This is a genomic window from Ancylobacter sp., from assembly GCF_965279025.1.
GTDB lineage: Bacteria > Pseudomonadota > Alphaproteobacteria > Rhizobiales > Xanthobacteraceae > Ancylobacter.
In genome coordinates this window covers 2,791,352-2,806,454 of sequence record NZ_OZ257132.1, presented here as the reverse complement: position 1 = coordinate 2,806,454, position 15,103 = coordinate 2,791,352, and the positions used below count along the sequence as shown (strand labels likewise).

Below are 15,103 nucleotides of genomic sequence, written 5' to 3'. Positions count from 1 at the left end.
GGGACGGATGCTTCAGATGAGAAGCCGCACGCGGAATGGCGCGTAACTGTCGCAAGGGGGCAGCGTGACGTTGAAGGCAATAGTCGGGCTGCTCTGCGCAGCCGTCCCGGGAGTCGCTTGGGTGGGCATCGCTTCCGCCGGCAGCTTCCTGGAGCCCGCCGGGCCGGTCGCGTCGGCGCAGCTCTCGCATTTCGGCGTCATCAGCGCGCTGATGCTCATCGTGATCGTGCCAATGTTCGTGGCGCTGCCAATCGTGCTGTACCGCTACCGCCGAGGCGGCAAGGGCACCTATCGACCGGACTGGGAGTTCAACTGGGGCCTTGAGCTGCTCATCTGGGGCATCCCGGTCGCGCTTGTTCTCGCCCTTGGCACGGCGCTGTGGAAACACACGCTGGAAAATGATCCCTACCGCGCTCTCGGCCCCGACCCTCTGGTGGTGGAGGTGGTAGCGCTGGACTGGAAATTCCTGTTCCTCTACCCCGAACAGGGTGTGGCGACGATCGATCTGCTCGCCCTCCCCGAGGATCGCCCGGTCACCTTGAAGCTGACCAGCGGCACGGTGATGCAGTCCTTCATCATTCCTCGCCTCGCCGGACAGATCTATGCGATGACGGGAATGCAGACGCAGCTCAATTTGGTGGCCAGCGAGACCGGCGACTTCACCGGCCGCAACACCCAGTATAATGGCCTTGGCTTCGCCACCCAGTCCTTCACTACCCGGGTGATGAGCCCGGACGCCTTCGAGGGCTGGGTCGAGGCGACCAAGGCGCAGGGAACCGCGCTCGATGCCGCAGGCTTCGCGAAACTGCTCCCACCCTCCGTGGTGAGCGAGCCGGTGCTCTATGGGCAATTCACCCCCGGCCTGTTCGACGAGGTAATAGCGCGCTTCGCGCCCGCCATGCTCCAGGGCCACGGCCATGCGGACATGGCCGTTCCGCCCGCACCCCATCAGGGCCACGACCACACGCCGGAGGCCGTGCAATGAACTGGGAGCTGATATTCGGCCAGATCACATGGAACTCCTTCGTCTTCGCGGGGGCAATCGAAGACCCCTCGCTCAGCGAGTTCATCGCCTCGGGCGCGGGCTCCGTCGCGGTGCTTGGTGCACTCGCCACCATCATCCTGCTGACGGTGAAGGGGTGGTGGGTGCCGCTGTGGCGGGACTGGCTGACCAGTGTCGACCACAAGAAGGTCGGCATCATGTACATCGCGATCGCGTTGGTGATGTTCGCCCGCGCGGTCATCGAGGCGGCGCTGATGCGCGCCCAGCAGCTCGCCGCCATTGACAGTGGCGGCTTCCTCTCGGCCGATCATTTCGGGCAGCTCTTCAGCACCCACGGCACGATCATGATCTTTTTCGTGGCGATGCCGTTCATCACCGGGCTGATGAATTACGTCATGCCGCTGCAGATCGGCGCGCGCGACGTGTCATTCCCTCTGCTCAACGCCATCTCGCTCATGCTCACCATGGCGGGTGCGGTACTCATCATGGTGTCGCTGGTGGTGGGCCAGTTCTCCACCGGCGGCTGGAGCGCCTATCCGCCCTTCACCGGCATCGCGTTCAGCCCGGGCGAAGGGGTGGACTACTGGATCTGGGCGGTGTCGCTCGGCTCCATCGGCTCGACGCTGACCGGCCTCAACTTCGCCGTGACGATCTACAAGAAGCGCTGCCCCGGCATGACACTGTTCCGCATGCCGTTGTTCACCTGGACGACGCTGTGCACCTCGATCCTGATGATCTTCGCCATGGCGCCGCTGACCGCTGCCACCGTCATGCTCGCCCTCGACCGCTATGCCGGCTTCCATTTCTTCACGAATGGCAACGGCGGCAACATGATGAACTACGCCAACCTGTTCTGGCTGTTCGGGCACCCGGAAGTCTACATCCTCATCCTGCCGGCTTTCGGCGTCTGGTCCGAGGTGGTGGCCACCTTCTCCAGCAAGCGCATCTATGGCTACACCTCGCTGGTCTACGCCACCATGTGCATCGCCGTGCTCTCCTTCGCGGTGTGGCTGCACCACTTCTTCACCATGGGCCAGAGCGCCAATGTGAACGCCATCTTCGGCATCGCCACCATGATCATCGGCGTGCCTACGGGCGTGAAGGTCTATGACTGGCTGCTGACCATGGTGGGTGGGCGCATCCGCTTCTCCACGCCGATGCTTTACCACATCAATTTCCTGCTCACCTTCATCCTGGGCGGCATGACGGGCGTGCTGCTCGCCAATCCCGGTATCGATTTCCAGGTCCACAACACGCTGTTCCTTGTGGCCCATTTCCACAACATGATCATTCCCGGCGTGCTGTTCGGCATGTTCGCGGCGGTGCAGTTCTGGTTCCCCAAGGTTTTCGGGTTCCGGCTGCATGAGGGACTGGGCCGGGCCTCGTTCTGGTGCTTCGCGCCCGGCTTCCTGCTGGCCTTCTTCCCGCTCTACTGGCTCGGAATGATGGGTGCGACGCGCCGAACCTATATGTGGTCGGATCCCGACTACTGGCCCTGGCTCGCCCTCGCCATGGCCGGCGCTGCGCTCATCCTCGCCGGCTTCGCGCTTATGGTGGTCCAGATCGTGGTGTCGGTGCGCCAGCGCGCGCAGCTCGCCGCGCCGCTGGGCGATCCCTGGGACGGGCGGGCGCTGGAATGGTCGATCCCCTCGCCGCCGCCGGCCTGGAACTTCGCTGTGCTGCCGCAGGTGGCCTCGCAGGACCCCTTTCACGAGGCCAAGAAGGCCGGCATCGCCTATCGCTCGCCGGCGGCCTATGAGGACATCGAGGTCCCCCGCAACACGGCGACGGCGCCGCTGATCGGCCTGTTCGCCTGCGCCTGGGCGTTCGGCCTCGTCTGGCACATCTGGTGGCTGGTAATCGTCTCCTTCGTGCTGATCTGGGCGGTGGTGATCGCCCGCTCTTTCCAGACCGACACGGAGGAAACCGTTCCCGCCGCGACGGTGAAGGCGGCGAACGAGGCGTTCCTCGCCGCCGCGCGGGCCGCGCCGGGCGTCACCCGCGACCAGGAGATGACGTCGGCGAACCGGGGCCGGGCGCTTCCCGAAGGCCTCGAGGGTCGCTCCGGTGCCACCTCCTCCGGCGCCACCGTGGAGGTGCTGCCATGAGCCTGTCCGAACGCCTTCATCCCGGGCTGAACCTCGCCGGCACCGATCCCGAGAGCCATGAAGCGGCCGAGGAGGTCCTGTTTGGCTTCTGGATCTTCCTGATGAGCGATCTGGTGCTGTTCGCAGTGCTGTTCGCGACCTATGCGGCGATGAGCGTCCAGGGTATCGCCGAAGGCCCACGGCCTGCCGAGGTGTTCGACCTCACTGCCGCTTTCATCGAAACGCTGCTGCTGCTGCTCTCCAGCTTCGCCTTCGGCTTCGCCATGCTGGAAATGAAATATCGTGAAAGCCGGCGGGGCGTGCTGATCTGGCTGCTCGTAACCGGCGTGCTCGGTGCCGCCTTCGTCGGCATGGAGTTGCACGACTATTACGTGATGATCACCGCGCATGGGGCGCCGCCACAGGCGAGCGGCTTCCTCTCGGCCTATTACCTGCTGACCGGCACTCACGCCCTGCACGTGTCGTCCGGGCTGGTGTGGATGGCCATCATGGCGGTTCAGGTCGTGCTCATCGGCTTCAGCACGCCGGTGAAGCTGCGGCTGATGCGCCTCGCGTTGTTCTGGCACATGCTCGACGTGGTCTGGATCGGCATCTTCACCTTCGTCTATCTGTTCGGGGTCGCGTCATGAGCAACCGGTTGCCCGCCGACATGCCGCCGGCCGAATATGAGGACGAGGGGCGCGAGCGGCGAAGCTATGTCGTCGGCGTCATCCTGGCGCTGCTGCTGACCACGGCTGCGTTCGCGGTGGTGTGGCTAGATATACTGAGCGGCGGCGCGGCCCTTGCCGCGCTCGGGCTGCTCGCTCTGGTCCAGGCGATCGTGCACCTGCGCTACTTCCTCCACATCGATCTCGAACGCTCCCACCGCGATGACCTGATGCTGATCCTATTCACCGTGCTGATCCTGCTCATCATGGTGTCGGGCACCGTCTGGATCCTCTACGACCAGCATGTCCGGATGATGCCTTGACGAACGGCCGCTCCAGCAGCGGCCGCGCGCCGGCGCCGCTGCGGGATCGCGCGTCGATCCTCTCCGCATGGCGACGGCATGCGATGGCGCGCACGCCATCCTGCAGCATGGGTGGGCGATGGCGCCATCTACCGGCTATGCGAGGCGGTCTTAAGCGGGGATCGCCGGATGTCGCCTTGGGAATGGTTGCGGCGCTGTCCACATAGCCGGGATCGCGCGCATGGCTTCGCTCGGCAGCGGCGTCTGGCAGTTCTCGATCCTGCGGAGCGCGCGGGAGCCGTCTTGTCGTGGCGGGCATGTGGAAACACACCCGGCGGCGTACCGCCGGGTGCGTCTTCAAAGCAGGTCAGACGACCTTGATCGTCAGCGTGCCGACACCGTCGACGCCACCTTCCAGCAGATCGCCGCGCACGATGGCGCCGACGCCGGCGGGGGTGCCGGACATGATGACGTCGCCCGGCTGAAGCTCGAACAGGCCGGAAAGGTAGGAGATCATCTCCGGCACCTTCCAGATCATCTGGTTGAGATCGCCAAGCTGGCGCTGCGTGCCGTTGACGTTGAGCCAAACCTTGCCGTCAGCCGGGTGGCCGATGACGGAAGCCGGCACCAGCGCCGAGCACGGCGCAGAATCCTCGAAGGCCTTGCCGATTTCCCACGGGCGGCCGAGCTTCTTGGCTTCGCCCTGCAGGTCGCGGCGGGTCATGTCGAGACCGACGCCATAGCCCCAGACGTGGTCGAGAGCGGATTCGACCGGGATGTTCACCCCGCCCTTGCCGATGGCTACAAGCATCTCAAGCTCGTAATGCACGTCGTTTGACTTGTCGGGATAGGGGAAGGTGCCATCGGTGATGACATTGTCGGGGTTCTTCTGGAAGAAGAAGGGCGGCTCCTTGTCCGGATCATGCCCCATCTCGATGGCGTGTTCCGCATAGTTGCGGCCGACGCAGTAGATGCGGTGGATCGGGAACAGCTGGTCCGAGCCTTCGACGGGCAGCGTCGGAATGCCAGGAGGCGTGATCACGTAGGCGGCGTTCTCGATAGGCGCGTTCATCAGCGTACTCCTGCGTAATAGTCGACGCGTTTTTCAATGCTTTCGATCAGGGCCGACAATCCCATCGCCGCAGCGAAGAGGATGATCGTCAGGGCCCAGAAATTCACCATGTCGAAATTGCGCGAGTAGAGCTCGAACAACTCGCCATAGCCGAGGATCGCCACCAGCAGCTGGCCGATCACCACGCCCTTGACGCCGCGCACCACGCCCAGCCGGATGCCGGCGAGGATTTCCGGCAGCGCTGCGAGGAAGATGATCTTGCCGTAGAGCGCGAAGGTGGAGGCGCCGTAGCTGCGGCCCATCTCGATCAGCGACGGCGGCACGCTCTGGATGCCGGCGCGGGTGTCGAGCACGACGATCCACACGGCGAACAGGAACACCGTCACCACCACCGTGGTCTCGCCCATGCCGAACAGGATCATCAGCACCGGCACCAACGCCGAAAGCGGCGCCGACACGAAGATGTTGACCCAGATGCCCAGCAGGCTGTCGGCGGTGGTCGAGCGCCCCATCAGCACCCCGACGGCGATGCCGACGGTGATGGCGAAGAACATGCCGATCAGGAAGCTGTTCAGGGTGGTGATCGCCGCCGCCTGCCACGTGCCGGTCTGGACCAGCGCCACCGCTGCGACCAGCACGTCGGAGAGCGGGGGGACGAGAAACATCGCGCCGGAGCGCCCGACGAGCTCCCAGATGACGCACCACACGAGCAGCGACGCCATCATGGGCACGCGATAGCCAAACATTGTCATCGCGGCCTCCTCAATCGACGTAGTGCTTGAGGCCCTGCCAGATCTCCTCGACGGTGTCGAGATAACCCTGGTCACGGCGAATGGCGTCCGGTGAGGCCGAACGGTCGATCTCCGGCTCGATGATCTGCGCGATGCGGCCGGGCCTGCGCGACAGGATGACGATGCGGTCCGAGCAGTAGACGGCTTCCTCGATCGAGTGGGTGACGAAGATGAAGGTCTTCTTTTCCTTCTCGACCAGTTCCAGCAGGTCTTCCTGGAACTTGCGGCGGTTCTGCTCGTCCACCGCCGAGAACGGCTCATCGAGCAGCAGCACGTCGGCGTTCACGGCGAAGGCGCGGGCGAGGCCGACGCGCTGGCGCATGCCGCCGGAAAGCTCGTGCGGGTACTTGTTCTCAAAGCCCGCCAGGCCGACCTCGGCGATATACTTCTGCGCGATCGCCTGGCGCTCGTTCTTGCCCATGCCCTTCAGCTCAAGGCCGAAGCCGACATTGCGCATCACCGTGGCCCACGGCATCAGCGCGAAGTCCTGGAATACGAAGGCGCGCTCGGGACCGGGGCCCGTGACCGCCTTGCCATTGACCCGCACCTCGCCCGAGGTGGACGGGATCAGGCCGGCAATGATCTTCAAAAGCGTGGTCTTGCCGCAGCCCGAGGGGCCGAGCAGCGTCGTCAGCTTGCCGGCGGGGAAGTCGAGATCGATGCTGCGCAGCGCTTCGACCTCGTTGTACATCTTGCAGATGCCGCGCACTTCCACCGCGACATCGGAGCCGGCGGGACGGGCGGCGGCGGTTGCCGCCTGGGCGGTGATGTTCCGCATGGTCAGGACTTCCTCTTCTCGGGGCGCAGCACGCGAAGCTCGAAAGCCTCCAGCGCAGCCAGCGTGAGGGTGGACACCAGGATGATGGAGACGACGGCGGCGTACATCTCCGCGTAGTTCGCCACCGAGCGGTGATAGGTGATGAGATCGCCGATGCCGGTCGGGGTGATCAGCAGTTCCGCCAGGATCACGCCGATAAAGCCGGCCGCGAGGCCAAGGCGCAGGCCCGCGAAGATGACCGGGCTGGCATCCGGGATGATGATCTTGGTGATGCGCTGCCACCAATTGCCCTGGAACGAGTAGCACATGGCCACCAGCGAGGGATTGGCGTTGCGCACCGCCTTGTAGCCGTTGAGGACGATCACCGGCAGAGCGAGCATGATCACCGCGAGCGTCTTCGACACCAGGCCGATGCCGTAGACGAAGGTGATCAGCGGGATCAGCGCGGCCATCGGGGCCGCCTGCAGCACGATGAACACCGGCGCCGCCAGCCATTCCGCGAACCGCGACAGGCCCATGACGATGCCGAGCGCGATGCCGATGATGGCGGAGATGGTGATGCCGATCACCAGAGGCTGCAGCGTCTCCGCATAGGCGGCGACGAAGGAGCCGTCGAGCGTCATCGTCACGAAGGCGCGCAGCGTTTCCAGAAAGGTCGGGAAAGCGAAGCTGATCGGAATCCGGCCGGCGATTTCCCAGATGAGGAAGAAGAGGCCAACGGACGCGGTGCGCCAAAGGGCCGTGCGGTGCTCCGAGAGCTTCCTCCAGAAGAAGGAAGCCTCGGAGGGGGGAACGGCTCGCGAGGAGCCGTTCGCCTGTACCGGAAAACTCATTCAACCGGCCTTTAGTTGGTGCCGACCTTGCCGAGCGCGCGGTTCAGCGGCTCGAGGGCCCAGAAATCCTCGACCTTGAGGCTCGCAGGATCGCCCTGGAGCTGGCCGGAGAGCGTGTAGAAAGCGAAGTCGTCCTTGGCCGCCGCCTCGCCGCCACCATTGAGCGGGAAAGCCTTGCCCTGGGCGAGCTCGGTGAAATAGGGCGTGATTTCGGCAACCTGGTCGGCCGGCAGATCAGGGAGCAGCTTGTACTTGGTGCGCCACTCCGCGACGATGGCGGGGTTCTTGGTCACTTCGCGCCAGGTGGTGAGGATCGACTCGACGATGATGTCGACCTCGCCGGCATTCTTGTCCAGGAAGTCCTGACGGGCGAAGAGCGCCTCGTCGGTCGCGTTGATGCCGTCCAGCGGCAGGATGATGAACTTGCCCGGGGCCTTTTCCTGCAGCAGGCGGCGGCCGGCCGAATCCACGATCGTGGCCTTCACATTGCCCTGCAGCAGGGCGCCCGTGCGCACTTCGGAACCCGGGATGTAGCTGATCTTGGAGAACTTGATACCCTGCTTCTCTTCCATCAGCTTCATGATGGCCTCCGTGCCGGAACCGCGCGAATGCACCGCGATTTCCTGGCCGTTGAGGTCTTTCCAGGTCTTGTAGAACTCGGCATTCACCGCCGGGTAGAAGCGCAGCGTGGAAAGCTGCAGGAAGATGCGCACCGGCACCTTCACCTTCTGCATCAGGGCATAGGGGCCGCCGACGCCGACATCCGCCTGGCCGCTGACCACCGCCTGCGCGGCGATGTCCTCGGACTTCAGATAGGTCATCTCGATGTCGACGCCGCGCTGCTTGGCCAGCTCAAAAGCGGCCAGCAGATGCAGATTCTCGACGCTCGCAATATCGCCATAGGCGACGCGGACCTTTGCCTCGGCCGGCATCGCCGCCAGGGCGAGGCCGAAACCGACGGCAAGCGCCGCACCGGAAAATCCGCACACTTTTCTCGTGAAGTCCTTGAGCATTGCAGTCTCCCATGAAAACCGGGCGGTTAAATCCGCCGCTTCACCAACCCGCGAGGTTGGATACCAATTACCGTTTGGTTTATATTGGCTGACTGGGCCGGTCAAGGCCGGATCGGCTTGACCGCAGGTTTTAGAGGTTCCATAGATCGTACCAATTGGAACTTTGGTTGAGCCGATCCCCATGCTTACGCCCCCCACCGATTCACATTCCGAGAAGACCATCGTCACCCAGCTGCGGGGCTATCTCGGGCAGATCGACCTGCCCGAGGACGGGCGGCTGCCGGCCGAGCGGGAACTGTCCGCCGCGCTCGGCGTGTCGCGCACGGAGCTGCGCAAGGCACTCGACGTGCTGGAAGCCGAAGGCCAGCTCTGGCGCCATGTCGGCAAGGGCACGTTCATGGGCAGCCGCCCGCTGGACACCTTCGCCGACATCGCCGCGCTGGCCCGCCGCAGCAACCCGGCGGAAGTGATGCGCGCCCGCATCGTCATGGAGCCGGAGATCGCCCGCGCGGCGGCCTTCACCGCCACGCCGGCCGATATCGCCGAAATGCGCATGTGCCTCGCCCGCTCCCGCCAGGCCGAGACGTGGCGGCAATATGAGGCCTGGGACACGCGCCTCCACCGCACCATCGCCGAGGCGTCGCAGAACACGCTCCTGCTCGGCCTGTTCGACACGCTGAACGCGGTGCGCCGCGCCGTGACCTGGGGACGGCTGCGCAGCGAACCTCTCAGGCCATTGCCGGATCATCACAGCTTTACCGAGCACGAGGCCATCGTCGACGCCATTGAGCACCGCGACATCGCCGCCGCCGCCTCCGTCATGCGGGCGCATTTGCAGACGGTCGAGCGCAAGCTGCTCGACCGGCAGTGAGCCGTCCTGCCTCTCTCGGCGCGACGGACACGGGGCCGCCCTTGTCTGCCGACCTTCCGGTCTCCGGCGCGCGTATTTGCGTGTTGCCGGCCGTGAAGAAAACAGGATGATCGTGGGCGGGCAGCGCGTCATGCGTCGAGCATGATCGCACTGCGCCCGAGGAACCGAACAGGCAGGAGCCGATCAGGTGGAAACCCGCCCCGCGCCCGCTCCCCCGGCAACTGCGCCACCAGTGCCCGGCTCTCCCGGCGCCACGGCGAAGCCTCGGCTCTCGCGTCTTGCGTGCTGGCACGGGCTAGGATGGCGGGACATGGCGCTGCTCGCACAGGCGCTGTTCATTCTCGCCTGCGCGCGGCTCGCCATCGTGGCCCTGCCGTTCCGAAAGGTGGCGTGGATCGCCTCGGCCCGCCCGTCACGCCCATTTCCTGCCGATCCGTTGGCCCAGATCCGACGCGTACGCTGGGCGATACGGGCGGTGGCACGGCGCATGCCCTTCCGCGCCCTGTGCCTGGAGCAAGGACTGGCCGCCCGCATCCTGCTGCGGTGGCGAGGTATCCCGACGACCCTGTATTACGGCGTCGCCAAGGACGAGAACGGCAAGCTCATCGCCCATCTCTGGGCGCGGGCGGACGGCATCGACGTGATCGGCACCGAGGGGCTGGAGCGGTTCACCCTTCTCTGCACCTTTGCCCCGGCCCACAGCCATGGCGCCTCCGACGGTCCCGGCGGCGAGAACTGATCCGCCCGCACCCCATCGGCATGCCGGCCGCGATCAGTCCAGCGTCTGCCGGAACCGGTTCACGGCAATCACCATGGCGACAAGCATGATGAGACAGAGGGCGGCGATACTCTGCACCAGATCGACTGACGTCGCCCCCTTCAGCAGGATGCCGCGCACCATCCGCAGATAATGCGTCAGCGGCAGCGTTTCCGCCACCCATTGCGCCCAGGTCGGCATCCCGGCGAAGGGGAACATGAAGCCGGACAACAGAATGCTCGGCAGGAAATACATGAACGTCATCTGCACGGCCTGCAGCTGGTTCTGCGCCAGCGTCGAAAACGTGTAGCCGATCGACAGGTTGGTGAGGATGAACAGGCCGGTGAGGACGGTGAGGAGCGCCAGATTGCCGACCACGGGAACGTTGAACAGAAGCACCGCCGCCCCGAGGATCATCGCCGCCTGCAGCGCGCCGACCATGACATAGGGCGCGATCTTTCCCACCATGATCTCGACCGGGCGGATGGGCATGGCGAGCAGTGTCTCCATCGTCCCACGCTCGATTTCCCGCGTCACCGACAGCGCCGTGAAGATGAGCATCGTCATGGTGAGGATGGTGCCGAGCAGGCCGGGCACGATGTTGAGCTGGGTGACGGCGGCCGGGTTGTAGCGCGGATGGGCGCGAAACTCGAAGGGCGGCGGCGCCTTCTCCAGCCCGCTGCCCTCCGGCGCATCCTCCAGATTGAAGCGCTCGCGCCGGACCGAGGTCTCCACCAGCCGTCCCAGCGCGGCCAGCGCGCTGGTGGAGGCGACCGGGTCCGTCGCGTCGGCCGAAACCAGCAGAGCCGGGCTTTCCCCGCGCCTCACCGCACGCTCGAACCCCGCCGGGATTTCCACCACGAACAGAACCTTGCCCGCGCGCAGCAGGTGCTCGGCTTCCGCCTCGTTCACCGGATGGTGGGTGATCGAAAAATACCGGGTGTTCTCAAGCGCGCTGAGGATGGAACGGGTCAGCGCTGAATTGTCATAGGCCAGCACCGCGGTCGGCAAATGGCGCGGCGTGGTGTTGATGGCGTAGCCGAAGAGGATCAGTTGCAGCAGGGGAATCGAGATCATCGAGGCGAAGGAAACGCGATCCCGCTTCAGCTGGATGAATTCCTTGCGTACCATCGCGCCAACGCGGCGCAGCGAGGCCACCATGCCGTTCATCGGAAATTATCCTTGGAACGGTTGATAAGGTCGATGAACACGTCTTCCAGGCTCGGGCTGTCGGGGCGCCAGACGAGTTCTTCCCGCGCGGAGAAACCGGCGATCGCGCGCTCCAGTGCCGCCCGGTCGCGCCCGCCTACATGCACGCTGGTGCCGAATGGCGCCACCAGCTCGATGCCCGGCGTTTCCATCAGCTCGCGCGCCAGTGCCGCCGAATCCGGCCCGGTGACGCGCCACATATGGAGCGCGGAGCCGGCCACCACGCTCTCCACAGTCCCCTGTGCCAGCAATTCGCCATAGGCGATATAGGCGATCTCGTGACAGCGCTCGGCCTCATCCATATAATGGGTGGAGACGAGAACGGTCACGCCCCCTGCCGCCAGGTCGTGGATCTGGGCCCAAAACTCACGCCGCGCCTTGGGGTCGACGCCGGCGGTGGGCTCGTCGAGAAGCAGCAACTGCGGCGTGGGCAGGATGCAGGCCCCCAACGCCAGCCGCTGCTTCCAGCCGCCCGAGAGATCCCCGGCCAGTTGCCGCTCGCGCCCTTCCAGCCCCAGCGAGACGATGGCCTGCTGCGCCGCCTCGACGGGCTCCCCGACCCCATAGATGCGGGCGATGAATTCGAGGTTTTCCCGCACCGAGAGGTCGGCATAGAGGCTGAACTTCTGCGTCATGTAGCCGACATGCCGGCGGATGGCGCGCCCCTGGGTCAGGATGTCCATGCCAAGGCACGTGCCCTGCCCCTCGTCGGGCGTCAGCAAACCGCACAGCATGCGGATGGTGGTGGTCTTTCCCGATCCGTTGGGCCCGAGAAACCCGTAGATCTGCCCGCGCTTCACCCGCATGGAGAGATCGTGGACGACCCGGTTGGCCCCGAAGCTCTTGCTCAGCCCTTGCACGTCAATGGCATAGTCCGGCGGGCGCTCGGGCGCTTCCGCGCCGGGGGCCGCTTCCGCTTCGGGCGGGCTCATGGGGCGATCTCGACCGTGACCGGCTGGCCGGGCCGCAGCTTTTCGAGGTCGCGGGGTTTCGCCTCCAGCATGAAAACCAGTTTGGAGCGCTCTTCCAGGCTGTAGATGACGGGTGGCGTGTACTCGGCGCTGGCGGCGATGTAGCTGACCGACGCGTCGATGGGCTCCTCGCAGCCGTCGCAGCTCACGACGAGGGCGGTGCCCAGCCGGAACTTCGGAAGCGCCGGCTCCGGCACGAAGAAACGCACCTTGATCAGTTCCGGCGGCAGGATAGAGACCACCGGCCGGCCGGCCGGCACGAGCTCACCGTTGCGGAAATACAGCGTCTCGACCGTACCGCTCACCGGCGCCAGCATGCGCCGCCGATCCAGCCGCACCTGCGCGGCGGCGAGCGCGGCCCGCGCCGCGTCCACCGCCTTCTCCGCCGAGGCGATCTCATCTTCCCGGCCGGCGAGCTTGGCAGCCTCGATCTGCTTGCGTGCCTCGTCCAGCGAGGCCTCGTTCTGCGTGTAGGTCAGCTGGGCGGAATCGAGCGCTGCCTGGGACGCGACCTGCTTGGACTGGAGGTCCTTCTGGCGAGCCAGTTCGAGGCGGGAAAGCTCAAGCGCCGCTGCCGCGCGCCTCTGCCCGGCCTCCAGGACCGCGATTTCTTCGGGACGCTGGGTCGAGGCCTTGACGTTGGCGAGAGCCGACAGCGCCTGTCCGAGACTGGCTTCGGCCGATTTCACGTCGGCCAATTGCAGGTCCTCGTCGATGGTAAAAAGCGGCATTCCTTTCGTCACCTGGTCGCCCTCGCCGACGTTGAGATCGACGATGCGCCCGGCTTCGTCCGGACCCACGAAAATGAACTCGGCCTCCGCATATCCCTGATACCCGCCGGGGGCGGAAACGACGAAGACGGCGGCGAGGGAGAACAGGACGAGCGTGAGGATGATGAGCACGACATTGGTCGGCAAACGGAAACGCGGCGTCATCATTCCCCCAGCAGCAGGGCCCGCGAGAGCTTCCTCGCCATCAGGCCGACACTCTTCCCCAGCCGCACGCGCCGTCAAGTATTGCTTGCCGGCATAGTCACGCGCCGCTGTGCCGAGGTTGAATGAAATGACATACGATCAGATTTTCCTACAGATTTCCAGAGGCCTAAGGAGATCGATGATTGCGTGATCAAATTACAATCAAAAATAGTCGCCTGACTGCACGTTTTTTACTCGAAAAATGAAGGTTTGCCTGTGTCGTTTGGCCCGCAAAATGCCTAAAGGCAGGCACGATGTATCGCCGGGGGGCTAAACGATGCCATCAATCGCTATATTTCTGCCGGGACTGTTCGCAGGGTCCTGGATATGGTCCTCTCAAATTGATATTATGCGGGCGAAGGGGTACGAGACGATCGTATTCGAAGACCCCTTCGTCAAATTTGGTAAGAATTACGGCACGGTTCCAAGCCTGATCAGCTACGTAAAAGAGGTATTACGCCCGCACGAGACTGCCGATTCGGTCGTCTTTGGCAATTCGATGGGAGGCTATATAGCCCTCGCCCTAGCCAGCGATCCGAGTTTCAACATCAAGCAGGCCTTTGTCAGCGGCTGTCCGGGCGCGGGCGAAAATGTAACGCTGGGCCTCGGGGTCAGCCGGATCCTGTCGCTGGATTATGCCCACCGGATCTCTCGCGAGCTTTTCCACGATCCGTCGAAGCTCGACATTGCCATGGTCGAATCCACGTTCCGCCAGATCGCCAACCGCCAGTGCTTCATGATGGGGCTTTCCATCCTGCGCTCGTTGCAGACGATCGACGTGCGCGCCTTCATCGACCAAGTCACCGTCGACACTCATCTGATCTGGGGCGAACACGACAGGGTGACGCCGATCGATCCTTGGCGCGAGATGGCAAAAAGCACCCCTTTCCTGCATCTGCATTCGATTGCGGATGCAGGCCACTGCCCCATGATCGAGACGTCCGAAGCCTTCAACATGATTCTGGAGCGCGTCCTGCACGTTCAGCCCGCGGCCTTGCCCGATGCTCCCCTGGACGTCCGGCCCGCCTGCTGACACGCAGCGACGTCTGTCGGCGCGCCGGGCGCCCCTCAGCCGGTGAAAGCGACTTCCTGCTTCTCGAAGCGCTGCGATCCCATGTCCTGGTGGTGCGTACAGAAGAACTGCCGTGCGATTTCACGGACTAGGCGGGCGCGGGTAACGTTGGAGCCTGCAATGGTCCGGTCGATCCACTCGTCGGGCACGGTCAGCACCATGCCGGACTCCAGGCGGCACAGGATTTTCCGCAATTCATCGCCACCCATCACACTCTCCGTCGTCAAGCGGTGCGGAGCACGCTATAGGATAAGGCGCGCGTTGGAATCCAGCCCTACCGGCACCCCAACGACCGTTGAGCCACGCCGGCAACGACCGCAGCCGGAACCTGACGCCCGTTCTGCCAAGAGCAGCGGCACGTCGAGCCCGCCTGCCACACCAATGCCGGCGCCCTCCCCCGCGCGCCGGGCTTGCGCTCTTTGCGACCTCGTACTGACATTTACGGCAACAAACGCTCCGCTGATCCGCAGCACCTCTCAGGACAGGACAGCAACAAATGACGCGCAAAAATATACTGATCAGAACGATAAAGAAGTCGTCATTTATAATGGGCGCACGCCTGCGCGCGCACACCGCTTACAGGCGATATATTCGACCGCTCATGCCCCAGACTCGAACGGCGCTCTATAGCGGAATCAGCGTGCCTCACACGCAATATTTAGGCGATCGGTTTGTAAGGCATCTACTTGGCAGCTTCGACAC

The 15,103-nt window shown here is 64.6% G+C and carries 16 protein-coding genes; 7 read left to right on the top strand and 9 right to left on the bottom strand.

Annotated elements, in window-relative coordinates:
* Nucleotides 1-121: 121 nt before the first annotated feature.
* From ACQY76_RS12850 to cyoD, 4 genes are read left to right on the top strand one after another with little or no spacing between them, the layout of a single operon-like run.
* The gene (locus ACQY76_RS12850; protein WP_428029130.1) at nucleotides 122-985 is read left to right on the top strand and encodes a COX aromatic rich motif-containing protein; all 864 of its coding nucleotides are present in this window, start codon (nucleotides 122-124) and stop codon (nucleotides 983-985) included.
* The gene (locus ACQY76_RS12845) at nucleotides 982-3,111 is read left to right on the top strand and encodes a cbb3-type cytochrome c oxidase subunit I (RefSeq protein ID WP_428029129.1); all 2,130 of its coding nucleotides are present in this window, start codon (nucleotides 982-984) and stop codon (nucleotides 3,109-3,111) included. The genes ACQY76_RS12850 and ACQY76_RS12845 overlap by 4 nt, the downstream gene beginning before the upstream one ends.
* Nucleotides 3,108-3,740: a cytochrome c oxidase subunit 3 gene (locus ACQY76_RS12840; protein WP_428029128.1), complete on the top strand. Its 633-nt coding sequence runs from the start codon at nucleotides 3,108-3,110 to the stop codon at nucleotides 3,738-3,740. The genes ACQY76_RS12845 and ACQY76_RS12840 overlap by 4 nt, the downstream gene beginning before the upstream one ends.
* The gene (gene cyoD / locus ACQY76_RS12835) at nucleotides 3,737-4,081 is read left to right on the top strand and encodes a cytochrome o ubiquinol oxidase subunit IV (RefSeq protein WP_428029127.1); all 345 of its coding nucleotides are present in this window, start codon (nucleotides 3,737-3,739) and stop codon (nucleotides 4,079-4,081) included. The genes ACQY76_RS12840 and cyoD overlap by 4 nt, the downstream gene beginning before the upstream one ends.
* A gap of 346 nt (nucleotides 4,082-4,427) precedes the next feature.
* On the opposite strand, the gene ACQY76_RS12830 is transcribed toward cyoD, so the two are convergent.
* From ACQY76_RS12830 to ACQY76_RS12810, 5 genes are read right to left on the bottom strand one after another with little or no spacing between them, the layout of a single operon-like run.
* Complete coding sequence (locus ACQY76_RS12830) at nucleotides 4,428-5,132, bottom strand: fumarylacetoacetate hydrolase family protein (RefSeq protein WP_428029126.1); 705 nt, start codon at nucleotides 5,130-5,132, stop codon at nucleotides 4,428-4,430.
* A complete protein-coding gene (locus tag ACQY76_RS12825) occupies nucleotides 5,132-5,884 on the bottom strand; it encodes an ABC transporter permease (RefSeq protein WP_428029125.1) in 753 nt (250 codons plus the stop codon). The genes ACQY76_RS12830 and ACQY76_RS12825 overlap by 1 nt, the downstream gene beginning before the upstream one ends.
* A 10-nt stretch (nucleotides 5,885-5,894) precedes the next feature.
* On the bottom strand, nucleotides 5,895-6,701 hold the full coding sequence (locus ACQY76_RS12820; RefSeq protein WP_428029124.1) for an ABC transporter ATP-binding protein: 807 nt from the start codon (nucleotides 6,699-6,701) through the stop codon (nucleotides 5,895-5,897).
* Between the two features lie 2 nt (nucleotides 6,702-6,703).
* On the bottom strand, nucleotides 6,704-7,534 hold the full coding sequence (locus ACQY76_RS12815; protein ID WP_428029123.1) for an ABC transporter permease: 831 nt from the start codon (nucleotides 7,532-7,534) through the stop codon (nucleotides 6,704-6,706).
* Nucleotides 7,535-7,545: 11 nt separating this feature from the next.
* Nucleotides 7,546-8,547, bottom strand: a complete 1,002-nt coding sequence (locus ACQY76_RS12810; protein ID WP_428029122.1) for an ABC transporter substrate-binding protein — start codon at nucleotides 8,545-8,547, stop codon at nucleotides 7,546-7,548.
* Nucleotides 8,548-8,728: 181 nt separating this feature from the next.
* Here ACQY76_RS12810 and ACQY76_RS12805 point away from each other — a divergent pair, with 181 nt between their 5' ends.
* Both ACQY76_RS12805 and ACQY76_RS12800 read left to right on the top strand, forming a co-directional pair.
* Nucleotides 8,729-9,418, top strand: coding sequence for a FadR/GntR family transcriptional regulator (locus tag ACQY76_RS12805; protein ID WP_428029121.1), 690 nt, complete (start codon nucleotides 8,729-8,731; stop codon nucleotides 9,416-9,418).
* A gap of 310 nt (nucleotides 9,419-9,728) precedes the next feature.
* The gene (locus ACQY76_RS12800; protein ID WP_428029120.1) at nucleotides 9,729-10,157 is read left to right on the top strand and encodes a lasso peptide biosynthesis B2 protein; all 429 of its coding nucleotides are present in this window, start codon (nucleotides 9,729-9,731) and stop codon (nucleotides 10,155-10,157) included.
* A 33-nt stretch (nucleotides 10,158-10,190) separates the two neighbouring features.
* Here the strand turns inward: ACQY76_RS12800 and ACQY76_RS12795 are convergent, their stop codons facing one another.
* From ACQY76_RS12795 to ACQY76_RS12785, 3 genes are read right to left on the bottom strand one after another with little or no spacing between them, the layout of a single operon-like run.
* Nucleotides 10,191-11,345, bottom strand: coding sequence for an ABC transporter permease (locus tag ACQY76_RS12795; protein ID WP_428029119.1), 1,155 nt, complete (start codon nucleotides 11,343-11,345; stop codon nucleotides 10,191-10,193).
* On the bottom strand, nucleotides 11,342-12,316 hold the full coding sequence (locus tag ACQY76_RS12790) for an ABC transporter ATP-binding protein (RefSeq protein ID WP_428029118.1): 975 nt from the start codon (nucleotides 12,314-12,316) through the stop codon (nucleotides 11,342-11,344). The genes ACQY76_RS12795 and ACQY76_RS12790 overlap by 4 nt, the downstream gene beginning before the upstream one ends.
* Complete coding sequence (locus ACQY76_RS12785; protein ID WP_428029117.1) at nucleotides 12,313-13,293, bottom strand: HlyD family secretion protein; 981 nt, start codon at nucleotides 13,291-13,293, stop codon at nucleotides 12,313-12,315. Before ACQY76_RS12785 ends, ACQY76_RS12790 begins: the two co-directional genes overlap by 4 nt.
* Nucleotides 13,294-13,606: 313 nt before the next feature.
* Between ACQY76_RS12785 and ACQY76_RS12780 the strand changes: the two genes are divergently transcribed.
* The gene (locus tag ACQY76_RS12780; protein ID WP_428029116.1) at nucleotides 13,607-14,362 is read left to right on the top strand and encodes an alpha/beta fold hydrolase; all 756 of its coding nucleotides are present in this window, start codon (nucleotides 13,607-13,609) and stop codon (nucleotides 14,360-14,362) included.
* A 35-nt stretch (nucleotides 14,363-14,397) separates the two neighbouring features.
* Here the strand turns inward: ACQY76_RS12780 and ACQY76_RS12775 are convergent, their stop codons facing one another.
* Nucleotides 14,398-14,610, bottom strand: coding sequence for a hypothetical protein (locus ACQY76_RS12775; RefSeq protein WP_428029115.1), 213 nt, complete (start codon nucleotides 14,608-14,610; stop codon nucleotides 14,398-14,400).
* Nucleotides 14,611-15,103 lie beyond the last annotated feature (493 nt).

Excerpts from the sequence above, each read along its gene's own strand:
- ACQY76_RS12845 (WP_428029129.1), top strand. The coding sequence starts at position 982 with ATGAACTGGGAGCTGATATTCGGCCAGATCACATGGAACTCCTTCGTC.
- ACQY76_RS12840 (WP_428029128.1), top strand. The coding sequence starts at position 3,108 with ATGAGCCTGTCCGAACGCCTTCATCCCGGGCTGAACCTCGCCGGCACC.
- cyoD (WP_428029127.1), top strand. The coding sequence starts at position 3,737 with ATGAGCAACCGGTTGCCCGCCGACATGCCGCCGGCCGAATATGAGGAC.
- ACQY76_RS12830 (WP_428029126.1), bottom strand. The coding sequence starts at position 5,132 with ATGAACGCGCCTATCGAGAACGCCGCCTACGTGATCACGCCTCCTGGC.
- ACQY76_RS12825 (WP_428029125.1), bottom strand. The coding sequence starts at position 5,884 with ATGACAATGTTTGGCTATCGCGTGCCCATGATGGCGTCGCTGCTCGTG.
- ACQY76_RS12820 (WP_428029124.1), bottom strand. The coding sequence starts at position 6,701 with ATGCGGAACATCACCGCCCAGGCGGCAACCGCCGCCGCCCGTCCCGCC.
- ACQY76_RS12815 (WP_428029123.1), bottom strand. The coding sequence starts at position 7,534 with ATGAGTTTTCCGGTACAGGCGAACGGCTCCTCGCGAGCCGTTCCCCCC.
- ACQY76_RS12810 (WP_428029122.1), bottom strand. The coding sequence starts at position 8,547 with ATGCTCAAGGACTTCACGAGAAAAGTGTGCGGATTTTCCGGTGCGGCG.
- ACQY76_RS12805 (WP_428029121.1), top strand. The coding sequence starts at position 8,729 with ATGCTTACGCCCCCCACCGATTCACATTCCGAGAAGACCATCGTCACC.
- ACQY76_RS12800 (WP_428029120.1), top strand. The coding sequence starts at position 9,729 with ATGGCGCTGCTCGCACAGGCGCTGTTCATTCTCGCCTGCGCGCGGCTC.
- ACQY76_RS12795 (WP_428029119.1), bottom strand. The coding sequence starts at position 11,345 with ATGAACGGCATGGTGGCCTCGCTGCGCCGCGTTGGCGCGATGGTACGC.
- ACQY76_RS12790 (WP_428029118.1), bottom strand. The coding sequence starts at position 12,316 with ATGAGCCCGCCCGAAGCGGAAGCGGCCCCCGGCGCGGAAGCGCCCGAG.
- ACQY76_RS12785 (WP_428029117.1), bottom strand. The coding sequence starts at position 13,293 with ATGATGACGCCGCGTTTCCGTTTGCCGACCAATGTCGTGCTCATCATC.
- ACQY76_RS12780 (WP_428029116.1), top strand. The coding sequence starts at position 13,607 with ATGCCATCAATCGCTATATTTCTGCCGGGACTGTTCGCAGGGTCCTGG.
- ACQY76_RS12775 (WP_428029115.1), bottom strand. The coding sequence starts at position 14,610 with ATGGGTGGCGATGAATTGCGGAAAATCCTGTGCCGCCTGGAGTCCGGC.